The organism is Streptomyces sp. NPDC040718 (genome assembly GCF_055593565.1).
The window spans coordinates 259,267-273,773 of the sequence record NZ_JBVIXO010000006.1; the positions used below are offsets into that span (position 1 = coordinate 259,267).

Annotated in this window: 16 protein-coding genes; 11 read left to right on the top strand and 5 right to left on the bottom strand. The window is 73.8% G+C overall.

The genetic code is table 11. From position 1 onward, the window contains the following. Nucleotides 1-4 precede the first annotated feature (4 nt). Nucleotides 5-1,381: an AMP-binding protein gene (locus ACZ597_RS18155; RefSeq protein WP_471330790.1), complete on the top strand. Its 1,377-nt coding sequence runs from the start codon at nucleotides 5-7 to the stop codon at nucleotides 1,379-1,381. A 28-nt stretch (nucleotides 1,382-1,409) separates the two neighbouring features. Next, a complete protein-coding gene (locus tag ACZ597_RS18160) occupies nucleotides 1,410-2,375 on the top strand; it encodes a glycosyltransferase family 2 protein (protein ID WP_471330792.1) in 966 nt (321 codons plus the stop codon). 169 nt (nucleotides 2,376-2,544) lie between these two features. Here the strand turns inward: ACZ597_RS18160 and ACZ597_RS18165 are convergent, their stop codons facing one another. Further along, nucleotides 2,545-3,801: a hypothetical protein gene (locus tag ACZ597_RS18165; protein ID WP_471330794.1), complete on the bottom strand. Its 1,257-nt coding sequence runs from the start codon at nucleotides 3,799-3,801 to the stop codon at nucleotides 2,545-2,547. 131 nt (nucleotides 3,802-3,932) lie between these two features. On the opposite strand from ACZ597_RS18165, the gene ACZ597_RS18170 reads away from it, so the two are divergent. Beyond that, nucleotides 3,933-4,589 carry a class I SAM-dependent methyltransferase gene (locus tag ACZ597_RS18170; protein WP_471330797.1) on the top strand — a complete coding sequence of 219 codons (657 nt, stop codon included), beginning with the start codon at nucleotides 3,933-3,935 and terminating at the stop codon, nucleotides 4,587-4,589. 51 nt (nucleotides 4,590-4,640) lie between these two features. Here ACZ597_RS18170 and ACZ597_RS18175 read toward each other — a convergent pair whose 3' ends face one another. Next, the gene (locus tag ACZ597_RS18175; protein ID WP_471330799.1) at nucleotides 4,641-5,342 is read right to left on the bottom strand and encodes an NAD(P)-dependent oxidoreductase; all 702 of its coding nucleotides are present in this window, start codon (nucleotides 5,340-5,342) and stop codon (nucleotides 4,641-4,643) included. Between the two features lie 124 nt (nucleotides 5,343-5,466). Here ACZ597_RS18175 and ACZ597_RS18180 point away from each other — a divergent pair, with 124 nt between their 5' ends. Next, a complete protein-coding gene (locus tag ACZ597_RS18180; protein ID WP_471330800.1) occupies nucleotides 5,467-6,192 on the top strand; it encodes a TetR/AcrR family transcriptional regulator in 726 nt (241 codons plus the stop codon). Between the two features lie 200 nt (nucleotides 6,193-6,392). On the opposite strand, the gene ACZ597_RS18185 is transcribed toward ACZ597_RS18180, so the two are convergent. Next, nucleotides 6,393-6,644, bottom strand: coding sequence for a hypothetical protein (locus tag ACZ597_RS18185; protein WP_471330803.1), 252 nt, complete (start codon nucleotides 6,642-6,644; stop codon nucleotides 6,393-6,395). 174 nt (nucleotides 6,645-6,818) lie between these two features. On the opposite strand from ACZ597_RS18185, the gene ACZ597_RS18190 reads away from it, so the two are divergent. Then, the gene (locus ACZ597_RS18190; protein WP_471330805.1) at nucleotides 6,819-7,826 is read left to right on the top strand and encodes a LacI family DNA-binding transcriptional regulator; all 1,008 of its coding nucleotides are present in this window, start codon (nucleotides 6,819-6,821) and stop codon (nucleotides 7,824-7,826) included. Between the two features lie 327 nt (nucleotides 7,827-8,153). On the opposite strand, the gene ACZ597_RS18195 is transcribed toward ACZ597_RS18190, so the two are convergent. Both ACZ597_RS18195 and ACZ597_RS18200 read right to left on the bottom strand, forming a co-directional pair. Continuing rightward, nucleotides 8,154-9,104 (bottom strand): alpha/beta hydrolase fold domain-containing protein, encoded by a 951-nt coding sequence (locus tag ACZ597_RS18195; protein WP_471330808.1) that lies wholly within the window; start codon nucleotides 9,102-9,104, stop codon nucleotides 8,154-8,156. Between the two features lie 126 nt (nucleotides 9,105-9,230). Then, nucleotides 9,231-9,644, bottom strand: a complete 414-nt coding sequence (locus tag ACZ597_RS18200; RefSeq protein ID WP_471330810.1) for a cupin domain-containing protein — start codon at nucleotides 9,642-9,644, stop codon at nucleotides 9,231-9,233. Nucleotides 9,645-9,696: 52 nt separating this feature from the next. Here ACZ597_RS18200 and ACZ597_RS18205 point away from each other — a divergent pair, with 52 nt between their 5' ends. From ACZ597_RS18205 to ACZ597_RS18230, 6 genes are all read left to right on the top strand, one after another. After that, complete coding sequence (locus ACZ597_RS18205; protein ID WP_471330813.1) at nucleotides 9,697-10,665, top strand: GlxA family transcriptional regulator; 969 nt, start codon at nucleotides 9,697-9,699, stop codon at nucleotides 10,663-10,665. 65 nt (nucleotides 10,666-10,730) lie between these two features. Beyond that, on the top strand, nucleotides 10,731-10,919 hold the full coding sequence (locus ACZ597_RS18210) for a hypothetical protein (protein WP_471330816.1): 189 nt from the start codon (nucleotides 10,731-10,733) through the stop codon (nucleotides 10,917-10,919). 108 nt (nucleotides 10,920-11,027) lie between these two features. Next, nucleotides 11,028-12,647 (top strand): D-alanyl-D-alanine carboxypeptidase/D-alanyl-D-alanine endopeptidase, encoded by a 1,620-nt coding sequence (gene dacB / locus ACZ597_RS18215; protein WP_471330819.1) that lies wholly within the window; start codon nucleotides 11,028-11,030, stop codon nucleotides 12,645-12,647. A 46-nt stretch (nucleotides 12,648-12,693) separates the two neighbouring features. Beyond that, nucleotides 12,694-13,017 (top strand): putative quinol monooxygenase, encoded by a 324-nt coding sequence (locus ACZ597_RS18220; protein ID WP_471330821.1) that lies wholly within the window; start codon nucleotides 12,694-12,696, stop codon nucleotides 13,015-13,017. Between the two features lie 58 nt (nucleotides 13,018-13,075). Further along, nucleotides 13,076-13,810: a class I SAM-dependent methyltransferase gene (locus ACZ597_RS18225; protein WP_471330823.1), complete on the top strand. Its 735-nt coding sequence runs from the start codon at nucleotides 13,076-13,078 to the stop codon at nucleotides 13,808-13,810. Nucleotides 13,811-13,925: 115 nt separating this feature from the next. Then, on the top strand, nucleotides 13,926-14,300 hold the full coding sequence (locus ACZ597_RS18230; protein ID WP_471330826.1) for a VOC family protein: 375 nt from the start codon (nucleotides 13,926-13,928) through the stop codon (nucleotides 14,298-14,300). Nucleotides 14,301-14,507: the final 207 nt, after the last annotated feature.

Consider the following 14,507-nt stretch of genomic DNA (forward strand, 5'->3'; position numbering starts at 1 on the left):
TCCAATGGCATCCATGCTCGACGGCTGCACCCCCTGGCCGGAGGAGTTCGTCGACCGCTACTGGGCGGCCGGGCACTGGGGCGGCAACACGCTGGACAACCTGCTGCGGGGGTGGGCCCTGCAGTACGGGCCGCGGACCGCGCTCGTGCACGGCGGGACCCGCGTCACGTACGCGCACCTGAACCGGCGGGTGGACCGCATGGCCGCGGGGTTCCGGCTGCGCGGGCTGCGGCCCGGGATGCGGGTCGTGGTCCAGCTGCCGAACGTGCCGGAGTTCGTGGTCAGCGTGTTCGCGCTGATGCGCGCCGGTGTCGTCCCCGTCCTCTGCCCGGTCTCGTACCCCGCGTCCGAGGTGCCCGAGCTGGTACGGGTCACCCAGGCCGTCGGCTACGTGGGCCCGGCGGCGTACCGGGGCGTCGACCACACGGCGATGGCCGCGGACATCGCGGCCCGCTGGCCCTTCCTGCGGCGGGTGTTCACGTACGAGGCGCCGGGGACCGAGTCGCCGTACGGCGGTATGACCACCGACCCGTCGAACTGCCAGTACGCGCCGCTGGGTTCCATCGACGCCGCACCCGAGCCGGCACTCCCGCCGGGCGCCGGGCAGGTGGCGTTCCTGCTGCTCGGCGAGGGCGACGGCGAGGGCGAGGGCGGCGGCACGGGGGCTCCCGTGCTCGTTCCGCGCACCCACAACGACTTCGCCTACCAGGCGCGGGCCGCCGCCGAGCTGGTGTCTCTCACCGAGGAGGACGTGTACCTGGCCGCGCTGCCCGCCGCGTCCGTCTTCGCCCTCGGCTGCCCCGGCATCATCGGCACGCTCACCGCCGGCGGGACCGTGGTCCTGGCCGACGGGCCGGATCCCGCCGCATGCCTGCCGCTCATCGAGCGGGAGCGGGTCACCCTCACGTCGCTGCCGGCCGACGCCGCAGCGGCCTGGCTCGACGCGCTGCACTCGGTCCGGGCCGACGTGAGCAGTCTGCGTCTGGTGCAGACCGGCGGCGCGCCGCCGGACCGGACGGTCGCCGAGCGGCTCGGATCCGGGCTGGGCGCGCGTCCGCAGCAGGTCTTCGCCCGGGCGGCGGGGCCGGTGGTGCTCACCCGGCCGGCCGATCCGGACGAGGCCGTGCTCACCACGCACGGCCGCCCGCTCTCGCCCGACGACGAGGTCCGCCTGGTCGGTGCCGACGGCCGGGACGTGCCGGACGGGGAGCCCGGTGAACTCCTGGCGCGTGGCCCGTACACCCCTCGGGGCCGCTACCGGGCGCCCGACGCCCGCTGCTTCACCCCCGACGGCTACGTCCGCACCGGCGCCCTCGCCCGGCGGACGGCGGACGGCAACCTGGTGGTGACCGGCCGGGTCCCGGAGTCCACGGCGGGCTGACGTGCCGGGTCCGGGTGGTTCCCGCATCATGAGTGCTGTGTGCGACCCACCCGGCGAACCGGTCTTCCTGTCGATCGTGGTTCCCGTCTTCAACGAGGAGGAGTCCCTGCCGGTTCTGGCGGCGCGGCTGCGGCCCGTCCTGGACGGGGGCGAGGAACCGTACGAGGTGCTCGCCGTCGACGACGGCTCGACGGACGGGACCCCCCGCGTGCTGGAGGACCTGCGCGCCGCCTGGCCCGAGCTCCGTGTCGTGACCCTCCGGCGGAACAGCGGCCACCAGGCGGCCCTGACGGCCGGACTGCACCGTGCCCGCGGGGCCTACGTGATCAGCATGGACGCGGACCTCCAGGACCCGCCGGAAGTCATCCCGGAGATGCTGGCCCTGGCCCGGGCCGACGGCCTGGACGTCGTCTACGGCGTCCGGACGGACCGGTCCACCGACACCGGCTTCAAACGCCGGACGGCCGCCGGCTACTACTGGCTGATGCGGCGTCTGGCCGGCTCCTACGTACCCGCCCAGGCCGGCGACTTCCGGCTGCTGTCCCGCCAGGTGGTGGAGACCCTCAAGTCCCTGCCCGAGCAGCAGCAGATCTACCGGCTGCTCATTCCGTGGCTCGGCTTCCCCGGCGGCCGGATCACCTACCAGCGCGGGGAGCGAGTGGCGGGCACCACCAAGTACCCCCTGCACAGGATGGTCCTCCTGGCCCTGGACAGCGTCACCAGCTTCTCGGCGGCCCCCCTGCGCCTGGCCACGGCGATCGGCGCGTGCAGCCTCGCCGTGTGCCTCGGCTTCCTCGTCTGGACCCTCGTCGCCCACGCCACGGGGAACACCCTGCCCGGCTGGACCTCCCTGATCACCACGGTCCTGTTCTTCGGCGCCGTCCAGCTGTTCTGCGTGGGGATGCTCGGCGAGTACGTGGCCCGCATCTACACGGCCGTGCAGGCCCGGCCCACCTACTTCGTGGCCCGTGACACGGACGGGGAACAGCGCTAGGGAGCCGCGGCCGGCCCGGCCACCGGCAGACGATGTCGAAGTGCCTGCGGACGAGCTCCTGGATCCGCTGGTCTCCGGGCAGGGAGCCGCTTCTCGGCCCCTCCGGCGCTCCGTCCCGGCCGGCCGGCGGATGGTCCGACGTGATCCGCAAGAGCGGGCCCAGCGGGTGTCACACGAGCACTCCGGAGAAGAACATCGCCCCGAGCAGGGCGTACTGGGCCGCGCAGCAGGCCAGCAGCGGCACCTGGACCCATCGCGGCATGCGCGCGACCAGGACGAGTCCGACGAACATCTGCGCGTGATTGCGGTACCAGGACATCTCGGCGCCGGCGAGGAACGGCACGAGGAAGACCGCCGCCGTCAGGACGGCCGCCGCCCGCTCCCCCGCGTCGAGCCCGCGGTCGCCGTGGCGGACGAGCAGGGCGACGGCCGTCGCCAGTACGAGGAGCACGAAGGCGGTGTCGAGCCAGAGCTGAGTGCGGTGCGCGTCGAGCGCGTGCCGCACCATCCAGGGAAGGTGCCCCTCGGGGGTGTACCAGTCCTTGAACGGGAAGCGGTAGGCCTTGGCCATCTCGTCGAACGGCTGGTGCACGCCGCCTTGGCCGTAGCTGGATTCCTGGATGGTCTCGTACGCGTCCCAGCGGCCCGTCGCCTGCCACATCAGCCATTTGGCCCAGAGCAGGGCGCAGCCGGAAACGGCCGCCGCCGCGCCCGCCTTCGCGAACCGGACGGGCCACGTGCTCCCGCGCCACGCGAGGAAGGCGCTCAGGAGCAGCATGCCGACGGCGACGGCGCCGACGGGGTGGCAGGCGGTCGCCGCGAAGCCGCCGGCGGCGGCGACCGCCCACGAGCCGCGCTTCACCCCGGCGACGCAGACCAGCAGTGCCAGGGTGGCGGCGGAGATCGGGAACAGGGCGTGGAAGTAGACGCCGCCCGGGAACACCGTGCCGATGGCGAGGGCGAGGCCGGTGGCCCGGGTGAGCCGGGCGCCGAGCAGCCACCACAGCACCGCGAACATGCCCAGCAGGGCGGCCTCGGTGACGACGGCGGCGGACAGCTCGTAGGAGAGCCCGGTGGCGGAGACCGCCCGGACCGACATGGGATACCCGGGGAACCAGGCGACGTTCCCGCAGATGACGTCGCGGAAGTCCGGATAACGCTCCCGGCAGCGGAACATCTCATAGCCGGATTCGGCGATGGACAGGTAGTGGGCGGAATCCCAGCGGCTGCGGCCACCGGTGGACCAGTACGCCACCGGGGTGCCGTCGCCGGCGACGGAGGCCTTGGCGACGGCCCAGGTGAAGAGGTTCGCGATCAGCCACGCGACGACCGGCGGCAGCAGCCGGTGGCGCCGGTCGCGGCCCGCCGGCCGGGTCGCTCCCGCCATCTCCAGCCCCGCGATCGTCTCGTCGGCGGTCCGCCGCACGGCCGGCCCGGGCGGGAGGGCCCGTACGGTGCGTGCTTAACGGTCATTCTGGCCAACGCCCCGCGGAGCCGCACCCGGAGCTACTCCTGTCCGGGGCGCCCGCCCCGCGCGCGGGATGATCGACTTGCTCCATGACGACACTGGCGCACCGCGTCCTCCAGGCCCTCGACCGGTTCCACGCGGCCCACCCGTGGGACCACAACGCCCACTACCACCGCTGGATCATGCGGCAGCTCCCCCGGCGGTTCGACCGCGCGCTCGACGTCGGCTCGGGCAGCGGCGACCTCGCCCGGCTGCTGGGCACGCGCGCCGCGTCGGTGCTGGGTGTGGACGCGGATGCCGGGATCGTGCGACGGGCACGGGAACTGACCCCGCCCGCCGCCGCCGTGACCTTCGTCGCCGCGGAGGCGCCGGCCGGGATACCGCCGGGCCCGTACGAGGTCATCACGTGCGTCGCCGCCCTCCACCACCTGCCCTTCGCCGAGTCCCTCGTCCGGCTGCGCCACCATCTGGCGCCCGGCGGAACGCTGGTGGTGGTGGGTCTCGCACGTGCGGAGTCGACCGGCGACCACCTCCTCGGTGCCGCCGCCGTACCGGCGAACGTCGTCATGGCCTGGGCCAAGAACAGGGGCCGCGGGGCGTCGCGGCCGGTCGCGATGACCGCCCCCACCCGGCCGGCGGCCATGGGATTCGCCGAGATCGCCGCCGAGGCCCGCCGCGTCCTCCCGGGTGCGCGCCTGCGCCGGCGCCTGTTCTGGCGCTACACGCTCGTCTGGCGCAGCACCTGACGGCGGCTCGGAGCGTACGGCCGGGGCCCCGGTCCGGCACCCGTCCCCGCGTCAGTAGCCGATCGTGAAGCGGCGCTGGACGAAGCGGGGCAGTTCCGCCTCGTCGACGAGCGCCACGGCGGCGTCCTCCATGGAAATCCGGCTGCGGCCGTCCGCGTCGAGGACCGGCTGGTCGCCGCCGGTCCGGAAGCGGCCCGTGCGCTCCCCGGGCGCGATGTCCATGGCGGGGCTGAGGTAGGTCCAGAGCCGGTTGGAGGTGCGCAATACGTCCAGGGCGTCGCGGGCGCCGCGCACGGCGGCCGCGTACTCCCTCGGCAGCCCGAGCGGGTCCAGGGTGTTGAACAGGTGCTCCTCGGAGTCGGCCATGACCAGGCCCGGTTCGACCTCCAGGCTGCCGGCGCCGCCGATCACGATCAGCCGGGTCCGGGGGTGGCTCTCCAGGGCCTTCAGCAGCGCCCTCGCGGCGGTGGCGTACACGGTGGGATCGGCTATCGACCGCCGCACGGTGTCCGTGAAGTCCCTGGCGGCGTTGCCGGGCTGGAATCCGCTGATCAGCACGTCCAGTCCGGGCAGTACGGCGGCGATGCCGCCGGCGTCGAGGACGTCGACGCTCTTCCAGGTGACGTTCTTCCGGTCCTCCCGGATCCCCGTGGCGTCCCGGCTGAACGCGGTGACGTGGTGCCCCCGGTCGAGGGCTTCGGTGACGACGCGGCTGCCGATCCCGCCCGTGGCCCCGATGACTCCGATCTGCATGGCTCTCCCCTGTGTCGGTCGGTCGGTGACAAGGCGCGATCCATGTCGATGCACGCCGTGTGAAAACTATACGCCGTGAAGTAAAGATACGGCACTCGGGAAAGTGACTCTGTAGAGTGGCGCCGTGGGAAGCACCAAGGGGCGCCGCGAGCGGCTGCGGGCCGAGACGACGGCCGAAATCAAGAAGGTCTCGCTGGAGTTGATGGCCTCGGGCGGGCCCGACGCGATCACCCTGCGCGCCATCGCGCGCGAGATGGGCATGACCGCCAACGCCATCTACGGCTACTTCGCCACCCGCGACGACCTGGTGACCACGCTCATCGGGGATGTGTACACGTCGCTGGCCGACGCCGTGGACGCCGCCTGGGACGCGGCCCCCGCCGCGGACCCGGCCGCCCGGATCCGGGCCTGGGCACACGCCCTGCGGAACTGGGCCCTGGCCAACCCCGAGGGCTTCCGCCTCGTGTACGGCGACCCCGTACCCGGCTACCAGGCCCCGCCGGACGGTGCCGCCCCCGACGCCGCCCGCCGCGTCTGCCTCGGCCTCACCGCCCTCGCGGCGGCCGCCTGGCCGTACGCCGAACCCCTCCACCCGGACGGCGAATTCCAGTGGTCCGACTTCGAGGCCCCGCTCCTCGACAAGGTCCGCCCGGCCTTCCCCGGCCTGCCCCCGGCGGGCGTGGCCCTGGCCATGCGCCTCTGGGGCCGGCTGCACGGCCTGGTGACCCTGGAGGTCTACGGGCACCTGCGCACGCAGACCTCCAGCCCGGACAAGCTCTTCCGCGCGGAACTGGACGACCTCGTCCGCGCCTTGGGCCTCCCGGCCGGCGAGCAGAAGCGGAACGGATGACGGCCGGTCCGGCGCAACAGAAAGGCCCCGGTCTCCGTGAGGAGGCCGGGGCCTTGTCAGAGCGCTGGGCAGGCCTTGCACCTGCATTCCCCCACGGGAAGTGGGGTGTCTTTCCTTGGACCACCAACGCATCGTCCCGTCACCGTGTTTCGCGGCGGCGAGCTCGAGATCAACTATAGCCCACGAAACAGGAAGCTCCGCTACCGCTCCCCGCGCTCGAAGTAGTCGTACCCGACGGCCCGCCCGTCTTCGGAGAGGACGCCGGCGGTGACGAAGCGCGCGGTGCCGGCGCCGATCCGCGCGACGAGGTCGCCGGCCGCGGCCACGGCCGGCCCCGAGAAGTCGCGGCCGGTGACGGCGGCTGCGCGCCGGGCCCGGGAAAGGGTGCCCAGCCCGATGTGGCACTGGAGGCGGATCGGGACGCGCCCGCCCCAGCTGGCCCGGTCGGCCACGCCAGTCGGCGGAGTCGGCGGCGGGAGAAGTGATCATGAGGGGACGCCGGTACCGGCCGACCGTATCCGTCCGGTCCGGGCCGGTCGCGCCGGACGCCCCGGGCTTTCGGGTTTAACTCGTGTAACCTGAAACGACAGGGCAGCATCGGGCTACAGAGAGCGATGAAGCACGCCATGGCCAAAGAGGCATCGGCTCCCGCGTCGGCCACCAGCGCGGACGTCGCCCGCCTGGCCGGGGTGTCACGCGCCACCGTCTCCTTCGTGCTCAACGACACCCAGGGGCACCGGGTCAGCGAGGGCACCCGGGCGCGGGTGCTGGCCGCCGCCGCGCAGCTCGGCTACGTGCCGAACGCGGCCGCCCGGTCCCTGCGCGCGGGCCGCAGCAACCTGGTGTTGATGCCCGCCTCCGTGTCGGCGGTCGGGCGCCTGGTGAGCGAGTGGGTGGACGACCTGCTCAGCGAGCTGGAGCGGCACGGCTACACCACCGTCATGCACGCCGGCCGCTTCGCCGATCCGCTCGAAGCCGCCCGCGCCTGGGCCGAGTTCCGGCCGGCCGCCGTGCTCTCCCTCGACGGCGACCGCCTCACCGCCCGGGCGGCCGAGGTGCTGCGCCGTGCCGGGGTGCGCGGGATGCTCGCCTTCGCCTCGCAGCCCGTGGACGGGGTCCACACCATCGCCTTCGACCACACCTCCGTGGGTGCGACCGCGACCGAGCACCTCATCGCCCGTGGCCGCACCGGGATCGGCGTGGTCATCCCTCGCGAGCGCGGCCTCGACGCCCTCGCCCGGCCGCGGCTGACCGGCGCCGAGCAGGTCGCCGCGCGGCATCCGGTGACCGTCACGCCCGTCGAGCTGGCCTACACCCGGGAGTCCGCGACGGCGCTGGCCCGCCGGTGGAGGGAGCTCGGCCTGGACGGCGTCTTCGCGTACAACGACGAGTACGCCGCCCTGCTGATGCACGCGCTGATGGCCGAGGGGATCTCCGTACCGGACGAGGTGGCCGTCGTGGGCTGTGACGACCTGGTGCTGTCGGCGCTCCAGCGTCCCGCGCTGACCAGCGTCGCGCTGGAGCTGCCCTCCGCCGCCTCCGTCGCGGACGCCCTGCACGCGCTGGTCTCGCAGGGCACGGCCCCGGGGGTCCCGGGCATCGAACCGGTCCTGGTGCACCGGCAGTCGTCCTGAGGCGGCCGGCGGGCGCCCCCCGGAGCCTGCCGGCCGCGTCCGCCTCAGCTCCGGCGGGCTGTGGCGGTACGGTCCGCGGCACCCCCTCGGGTAGCGCGGAGCCGCGTTCCTCCCGGGCGAGTACGGGCATGAAGGCGCGCCACACCAGCAGCGCGGCCGCCGCCCCGGCCGCCGCGCCCGCGACGGTGTCGCCGCCAGTGCGCGTGCAGCCACGTACGGCTCCACACCATGGCCGGCGTGAACAGCGTCCCCGCCCAGCAGCAGGCCCAGCGGCAGTACGCCGGGCCTGCGGTGCGCGGGAACGGGTCTCTCGCTCATGGGCGCGGCTCAGGCGTCCAGGTGGCGGGCGAGGAACGCCACGCTGCGGGTCACGATCGGGGTGACGTCCGGGACGCCGAGGAAGATGTGGTCGGCGCCCTCCACCGGTTCCAGTACGCATTGCCCGCCGGCCGCGCGGAGCGCCGCGTCGAGCGCCTCGCTCTGGCCGTAAGGGACCAGGCCGTCCCGCGTGCCGTGGACCAGCAGGAACGGCGGCGCCCCGGCTCCGCCGGCGGCGGGCGCGGCGTACGTCACCGGGCTCGCCGCGCGGGCCAGTGCCGGCCGTTCCGCCTCGGTGCCGCCCAGCAGCGCGTCACAGGGGTCGGGGAACTCCAGGCCCGGTGGCATCGGCGGCATGGGGTGCTCCCGTAGGGAGTCCAGGTCGGACACGCCGTACCAGTCGACGACGGCCCGGACCGAGGTGTCCCCGGCGCCGACGCCCTCGGCGCCCTCCAGGGCGGCGGCGCCGGGGGTGTGCGGGCCGGTCAGGCCGGCCAGGGCGGCGAGGTGGCCGCCCGCGGACTCGCCCCAGACGGCCATCCGGTCGGGGTCGATGCCGAAGACGCCGGCGAACTTGCGGACGTAGCGGATGGCGGCCTTCACGTCGTGCAGCTGCGCCGGGAAGGGGGCTTCGAGGCTGTGCCGGTAGTCGATGGAGACCAGGGCCAGCCCGGCCGCGAGCACCGTGCCGTGCAGCAGTCCGGCGGGGACGGTCGGCGGCGGGTAGCGGCGGTCGCCGTCCAGCCAGCCGCCGCCGTGGATCCAGACCACGGCCGGGACGGGACCCCGCGCGGCGGGGACCTGGACGTCCAGCAGCCGCGGCCGGTAGCCCGGCCGGGTGGCGTAGGTGACTCCGTCGAAGCGGCGCACGCCGTCCTCGGCGACCACGGGCGGCACGGGCGCCTGGAAGGGAGGGGGCGGCCAGGTCAGGTCGGGCCCGGCCGGGAGCGATTGCGTCATTGCGGCCCTTTCACGCGAGGCTGTCCGGGGGTCAGCCAGTCCGGTGTTACACGTGTAACATCGGACTGTAGCCAGCCCTGCCCCGGGCCACAAGATGCCCGCTACAGCTGGTTCCCTCCCGCGTGATTACACGAGCGAGCGGCCTCCCTCGTCGAGAGGGTGCCCGGTCGTGGCGTCCACATGGTCCGGGACCTCGTCGTGGCGGTCGCCCACGGTCGGCGTCCCGGCGGGTTCGAACATGAGGATGGCCGCGCCGGAGGGCGAGTGCGGCTTGTGCTCCGTGCCCCGCGGGACGGTGAAGACCGCCCCGCGCGGGAGGACGACCGTGCGCTCCCCGGCGGGCTCGCGCAGGGAGATGCCCAGCTCGCCGTCGAGCACCAGGAAGAACTCGTCGGTGTCGTCGTGGGCGTGCCAGACGTGTTCGCCCTGGACCTTCGCGATGCGGACGTCGTAGTCGTTGACGCGCGTGACGATGCGGGGGCTCCACAGCGCGTCGAAGGTGGCCAGGGCCGTGGCGAGGGAAATGGGTTCGTCGGTCATGGGCCCATGCTGCGCCGTTCCGCACGGCCGGGGTGAGTGCTAGGAATTGCACATGCCGAAAGAATCCTCGCACCGCGTCGTCGTGATCGTCGACGAGAACTCGAACCCCTTCGAACTGGGCTGCGCGACCGAGGTCTTCGGCCTGCGCAGGCCGGAGATCGGCCGTGACCTCTACGACTTCACGCTCTGCTCCCCCGCGCCCGACACCCTGATGCGCGACGGGTTCTTCACGCTCACGGGGGTGGCCGGGCTGGAAGCGGCCGATACGGCGGACACCCTCATCGTCCCCAACCGCCCCGACGTGGAGGTGCCCCGCCGTCCCGCCGTGCTCGAGGCGGTCCGGCGGGCCCACGCGCGCGGGGCGCGCCTGATGGGCTTCTGCAGCGGCGCCTTCACACTGGCCGAGGCCGGAGTGCTCGACGGCCGCCGGGCCACCGCGCACTGGCAGTGGGCGGACTCCTTCCGGGCCCGGTTCCCCTCCGTCCGCCTGGAGTCGGACGTGCTGTTCGTGGACGACGGCGACATCCTCACCGCCGCGGGGAGCGCGGCCGCGCTCGATCTCGGGCTGCACGTGGTCCGCCGCGACCACGGCGCGGAGATCGCCAACTCCGTGAGCCGGCGCCTGGTCTTCGCCGCGCACCGGGACGGCGGCCAGCGGCAGTTCGTGGAGCGCCCCGTCCCCGACCTGCCGGACGAGTCCCTGGCACCCGTCCTGGCGTGGGCGCAGGAGCGGCTGGACTCGCCGCTCACGGTCGCCGGCCTCGCCGCGCGGGCGGCGGTCAGCCCGGCGACGCTGCACCGCCGGTTCCGGGCACAGCTGGGAACGACGCCGCTGGCCTGGCTCACGGGGGAACGGTTCACCCTGGCGTGCCGGCTGATCGAGCGCGGCGAGTCCCGCATGGAGCTGGTCGCCCGGCACAGCGGCCTCGGCACCGCCGCCAACCTGCGCGCGCTGATGCGCCGCGAGACGGGCATCACGCCGTCGGACTACCGGCGGCGGTTCGGCCCGGCGGCCGGCTGAGCGGGGGCGTCCCGTACGGTTCGCGCCGCGCGAAGTCCTTCGGCGAGGCCGGTCCGGACGGGCAGGTGTGGTGCGGAACCGCCACCGTCCCCACGCAGGACGCCGTCGCGGAGGCCGGGCTGTGCTGGTGGGAAGGACGGCTCTCCGAAGGCGTGGTGTACCTGCCCGGCGAACCGGGCCCCGAGGCCGCCGCGACCGCCACCCGCGCCTCCCGCGAAGCCCTCGCCACCGCCGGGCCCCCGGGCCGGATCTGACCGGCCCTTACGGCAACCGGGTGACGTGCGGGCCCCAGGGGGGCGTGGGACGCTGTTGGCGGGGCCCGGACCGCTGTGGAAGGGCAGCCGCGACGAACGGAGCGCGCCGTGGGGAATCCGATCCTGCCCGTGGCGTTGCGGCGCCGGGCTACGGCCGGATGTGCCGCCGCCCTGCTGCTGGTGGCGCTGGCCTCGGGTGCCGGTGCCGCCCGGGCGGCTCCTTCACCCCCGCCCTCCCCCTCGCCCTCCGGAGGCGGCCTCGACCCGCGCATCACCGAGATCATGCGCAAGCCCGAGTACCGCTACGCCCAGTGGGGGCTGCTGGAGACCGAGCCGGCCAACGGCCGGGTGGTGCACAGCCTGTTCCCGGGGCAGTTCTTCATACCGGGCTCCACAGCGAAGCTGTTCCCCGTCTCCGCCGCGTGGCAGACCCTCGGCCGGGACCACCGCTTCGTGACCCCCGTCTACGCGGTCGGGCAGCGCGACGGTTCCACCCTGACCGGGGACCTCGACCTCGTCGCCCAGGGCGACCTCACCCTCGGGGGCCGGACCCGGCCCGACGGCACGGTCGCGTACACGGACCTCGACCACACCTACGCCGACGTCTTCCCGGGCGCCACCCTCACCCCGGAGAACCCCCTCGCCGGGATCGACCGGCTCGCCCGGCAGGTCCGCGAGTCCGGCATCACCAGGGTGGAGGGCGACGTGATCGTCGACAGCCGGCTGTTCGCCCCCGACCCGGAGCTCGACCCGGTGCCGACGCCGCTCATCGTCAACGACAACCTCATCGACCTGCTGACCACCCCCGGGGACCGGGCGGGTGCCGCCGCCAAGCTGGACTGGCGGCCGAAGGTCGCTCCGTACGAGGTCACCTCGACGGTGAAGACCGTCGCAGCCGGGAAGCCGACGGACATCACGGTGACGGCCGACAGCACCGGCACCCGCATCCGGCTGTCCGGCGCCATCGCCGCGGACGCCCGGCCGCTGCTGCGCACCTCCCCGATCACGGACCCGGCCGCGTTCGGCCGGACGGCGCTGATCCAGGCGCTCGGCCGGGCCGGGGTGGAGGTCACCGCCCCTGCGGCGGGGCCCAACCCGGTCGCCCGGCTGCCGCGCGACTACGAGGGCCGGCCGCGCGTGGCCGCGTACACCTCTCCCCCGTACGAGCAGTACGCGAAGCTGATCCTGAAGGTCAGCCACAACCTGGGCGCCAACCTGGACGTCTGCCTGCTGGCCGTCAGCACCGGCAGCCACCGGTGCGAGGACGGCTTCCCGGTGCTCGCCTCCTTCCTGGACCGGGTCGGCGTGGACCGCGAGCAGGTGGCGCTGGCGGACGGCCGGGGCGGCAACCCCGCCGACCGGATCACCCCGCAGGCGCTGGTGCAGATCCTCGCGTACTGGCAGGGCACCCCGGACGCGCGGCGGTTCCGGGAGGCGCTGCCGATCCTCGGGGTCGACGGGCTGCTCGCGGAGAACTGCCGCGACTGTCCGGCCCGCGGCAAGGTGTTCGCGAAGACCGGTGCGGCGGTCGGGGCCGACCTCCTCAACGACCGGCTCGCCGTGGGCGCCATCACCATCGCCGGCTACCTGGACAAGGGCGGCGGCCGCTTCGACCCCTTCTACGCGGGCGTCACCGGCGCGATGACCCCGAACGCCGGCACCCAGGGCGTGGTGGCCATCGCCAACGACCTGGCCATGATCTCCGCCTACCTCCAGGAGTCGCCCTGACCGGGTGGCGGACGGGCGGCACCGGAGCCGTGCCTACAATGGCTGAATGATCTTCATTGTGGTGAAATTCGCCGTCAAGCCCGAATACGTGGACCAGTGGCCGGAGAAGGTCGCGGAGTTCACCCGCGCCACCCGCGCCGAGCCGGGCAACCTGTGGTTCGAGTGGTCCCGCAGCCTGGAGGAGCCGGACACCTACGTCCTGGTCGAGGCGTTCCAGGACGACGCGGCCGAAGCGCACGTCACTTCCGAGCACTTCGCCAAGGCGTTGGACACCATGCGTCCGCTGGTCACGCGTACGCCCGACATCGTCAGCACCACCATCGCGGGCGCCGCCGGCTGGAGCCGGATGGGCGAGCTCCAGGTCGACTGAGGCAGGGCCGGCGAGGGCCTCTTGACCAGCCGTCCATGATGGACGGTATATGGACGGTATGACGACCGGATCCCGTGCTCGTTCGTTCGGTTCCGCGGCGGCACGCTACGCCGAACACCGGCCCTCCTATCCGGCCGCGCTCTTCGACGCCGTCGAGGAGCTGGCCGGCTTCCCGCTCTCCGGCGCCCGCGTCGCCGACGTCGGCGCGGGGACGGGGATCGCGAGCGCCCTCCTGCACGCCCGCGGGGCCCGGGTGGTGGCGGTGGAACCCGGGGAGGGCATGGCCGCCGAGTTCCGCCGCCGCAATCCGGGGATCGCGCTGGTCCGCGGCGACGGCGACCGGCTGCCGCTCGCCACCGGGGGCGCCGACCTGCTGACCTACGCGCAGTCCTGGCACTGGACGGACCCCGGCCGTTCCGGCCCCGAGGCGCTGCGCGTCCTGCGGCCCGGGGGCGCGCTGGCCGTCTGGTCCAACGACCCCGACACGGACGTGGAGTGGATCGCCGAGCAGCAGGCGCGCATCGAGAAGCACTTCGGCCCCGGCTGGTACATGAACGAGCCCGCCCGGTCGCTTCCCGGCCTGCACTTCACCGCCCGACGGCTGAACTGGTCGCGCCGGATCTCCGTCGAGGCCCACCTCGGCAAGCTGTCGACGCACTCCCTCTTCCTGGTGGGCGAACCGGGCACGGACGCCTTCCTCGCCGCCGAACGCGCCCGCCTGCTCGCCCTCTTCCCGGACGGCCGGCTGGAGGAGCACTACGCGGTCAGGCTCGGCCTGGCCGTCCGCCGGTAGGTCCTGCTCCCATCGGGGGTATTCCGCGGCGTGGGGACGGTTCGCGGCCGGTGTCCGGGCCTCGCTGGGGAACACTCGTAGCGCCCTGACACGGGGGCACGGGAGAGGACGGCGCGTGTTCACCAACACCAAGGCATACAGCGGGTTCGCCGTGAACGACCTCCAGCAGGCGAGGGAGTTCTACGCCGAGATCCTCGGCGTGCGGGTCAGCGAGGGGAACGGCATGCTGACCCTGCACATCGCGGGAGGTACCGAGATCCTCGTGTACCCCAAGCCCGACCACGCACCGGCGGGCTTCACGGTGCTCAACTTCCCGGTCGACGACATCGACGCGGCCGTCGAGGAACTGACCCGCCGCGGCGTCCGCTTCGAGCGGTACCCCGGTTTCACGCACGACGAGAAGGGCGTCGTGCGTGACGCGGGTGGCCCGCAGATCGCCTGGTTCACGGACCCGGCCGGCAACGTCCTCTCCGTGCTCCAGGAGCCGTAGCACCGGGCCCGGCGAAACAGAAAGGCCCCGGTCTCCGCGAGGAGACCGGGGCCTTCGGTCGAGCGCTGGGCAGGCCTTGCACCTGCATTCCCCCACGGGAAGTGGGGTGTCTTTCCTTGGACCACCAACGCATGTCCCCTCCACCGTGTTTCGCGGCGGCGGGTGCGAGATCAACTATACGGCACGCGGGCGGCTGCCAAAACCGGG

What these genes read in the sequence shown, in the direction of transcription:
- ACZ597_RS18155 (WP_471330790.1), top strand. Translation starts at nt 5, where the DNA reads ATGGCATCCATGCTCGACGGCTGCACCCCCTGGCCGGAGGAGTTCGTC.
- ACZ597_RS18160 (WP_471330792.1), top strand. Translation starts at nt 1,410, where the DNA reads ATGAGTGCTGTGTGCGACCCACCCGGCGAACCGGTCTTCCTGTCGATC.
- ACZ597_RS18170 (WP_471330797.1), top strand. Translation starts at nt 3,933, where the DNA reads ATGACGACACTGGCGCACCGCGTCCTCCAGGCCCTCGACCGGTTCCAC.
- ACZ597_RS18175 (WP_471330799.1), bottom strand. Translation starts at nt 5,342, where the DNA reads ATGCAGATCGGAGTCATCGGGGCCACGGGCGGGATCGGCAGCCGCGTC.
- ACZ597_RS18190 (WP_471330805.1), top strand. Translation starts at nt 6,819, where the DNA reads ATGGCCAAAGAGGCATCGGCTCCCGCGTCGGCCACCAGCGCGGACGTC.
- ACZ597_RS18195 (WP_471330808.1), bottom strand. Translation starts at nt 9,104, where the DNA reads ATGACGCAATCGCTCCCGGCCGGGCCCGACCTGACCTGGCCGCCCCCT.
- ACZ597_RS18200 (WP_471330810.1), bottom strand. Translation starts at nt 9,644, where the DNA reads ATGACCGACGAACCCATTTCCCTCGCCACGGCCCTGGCCACCTTCGAC.
- ACZ597_RS18205 (WP_471330813.1), top strand. Translation starts at nt 9,697, where the DNA reads ATGCCGAAAGAATCCTCGCACCGCGTCGTCGTGATCGTCGACGAGAAC.
- ACZ597_RS18220 (WP_471330821.1), top strand. Translation starts at nt 12,694, where the DNA reads ATGATCTTCATTGTGGTGAAATTCGCCGTCAAGCCCGAATACGTGGAC.
- ACZ597_RS18225 (WP_471330823.1), top strand. Translation starts at nt 13,076, where the DNA reads ATGACGACCGGATCCCGTGCTCGTTCGTTCGGTTCCGCGGCGGCACGC.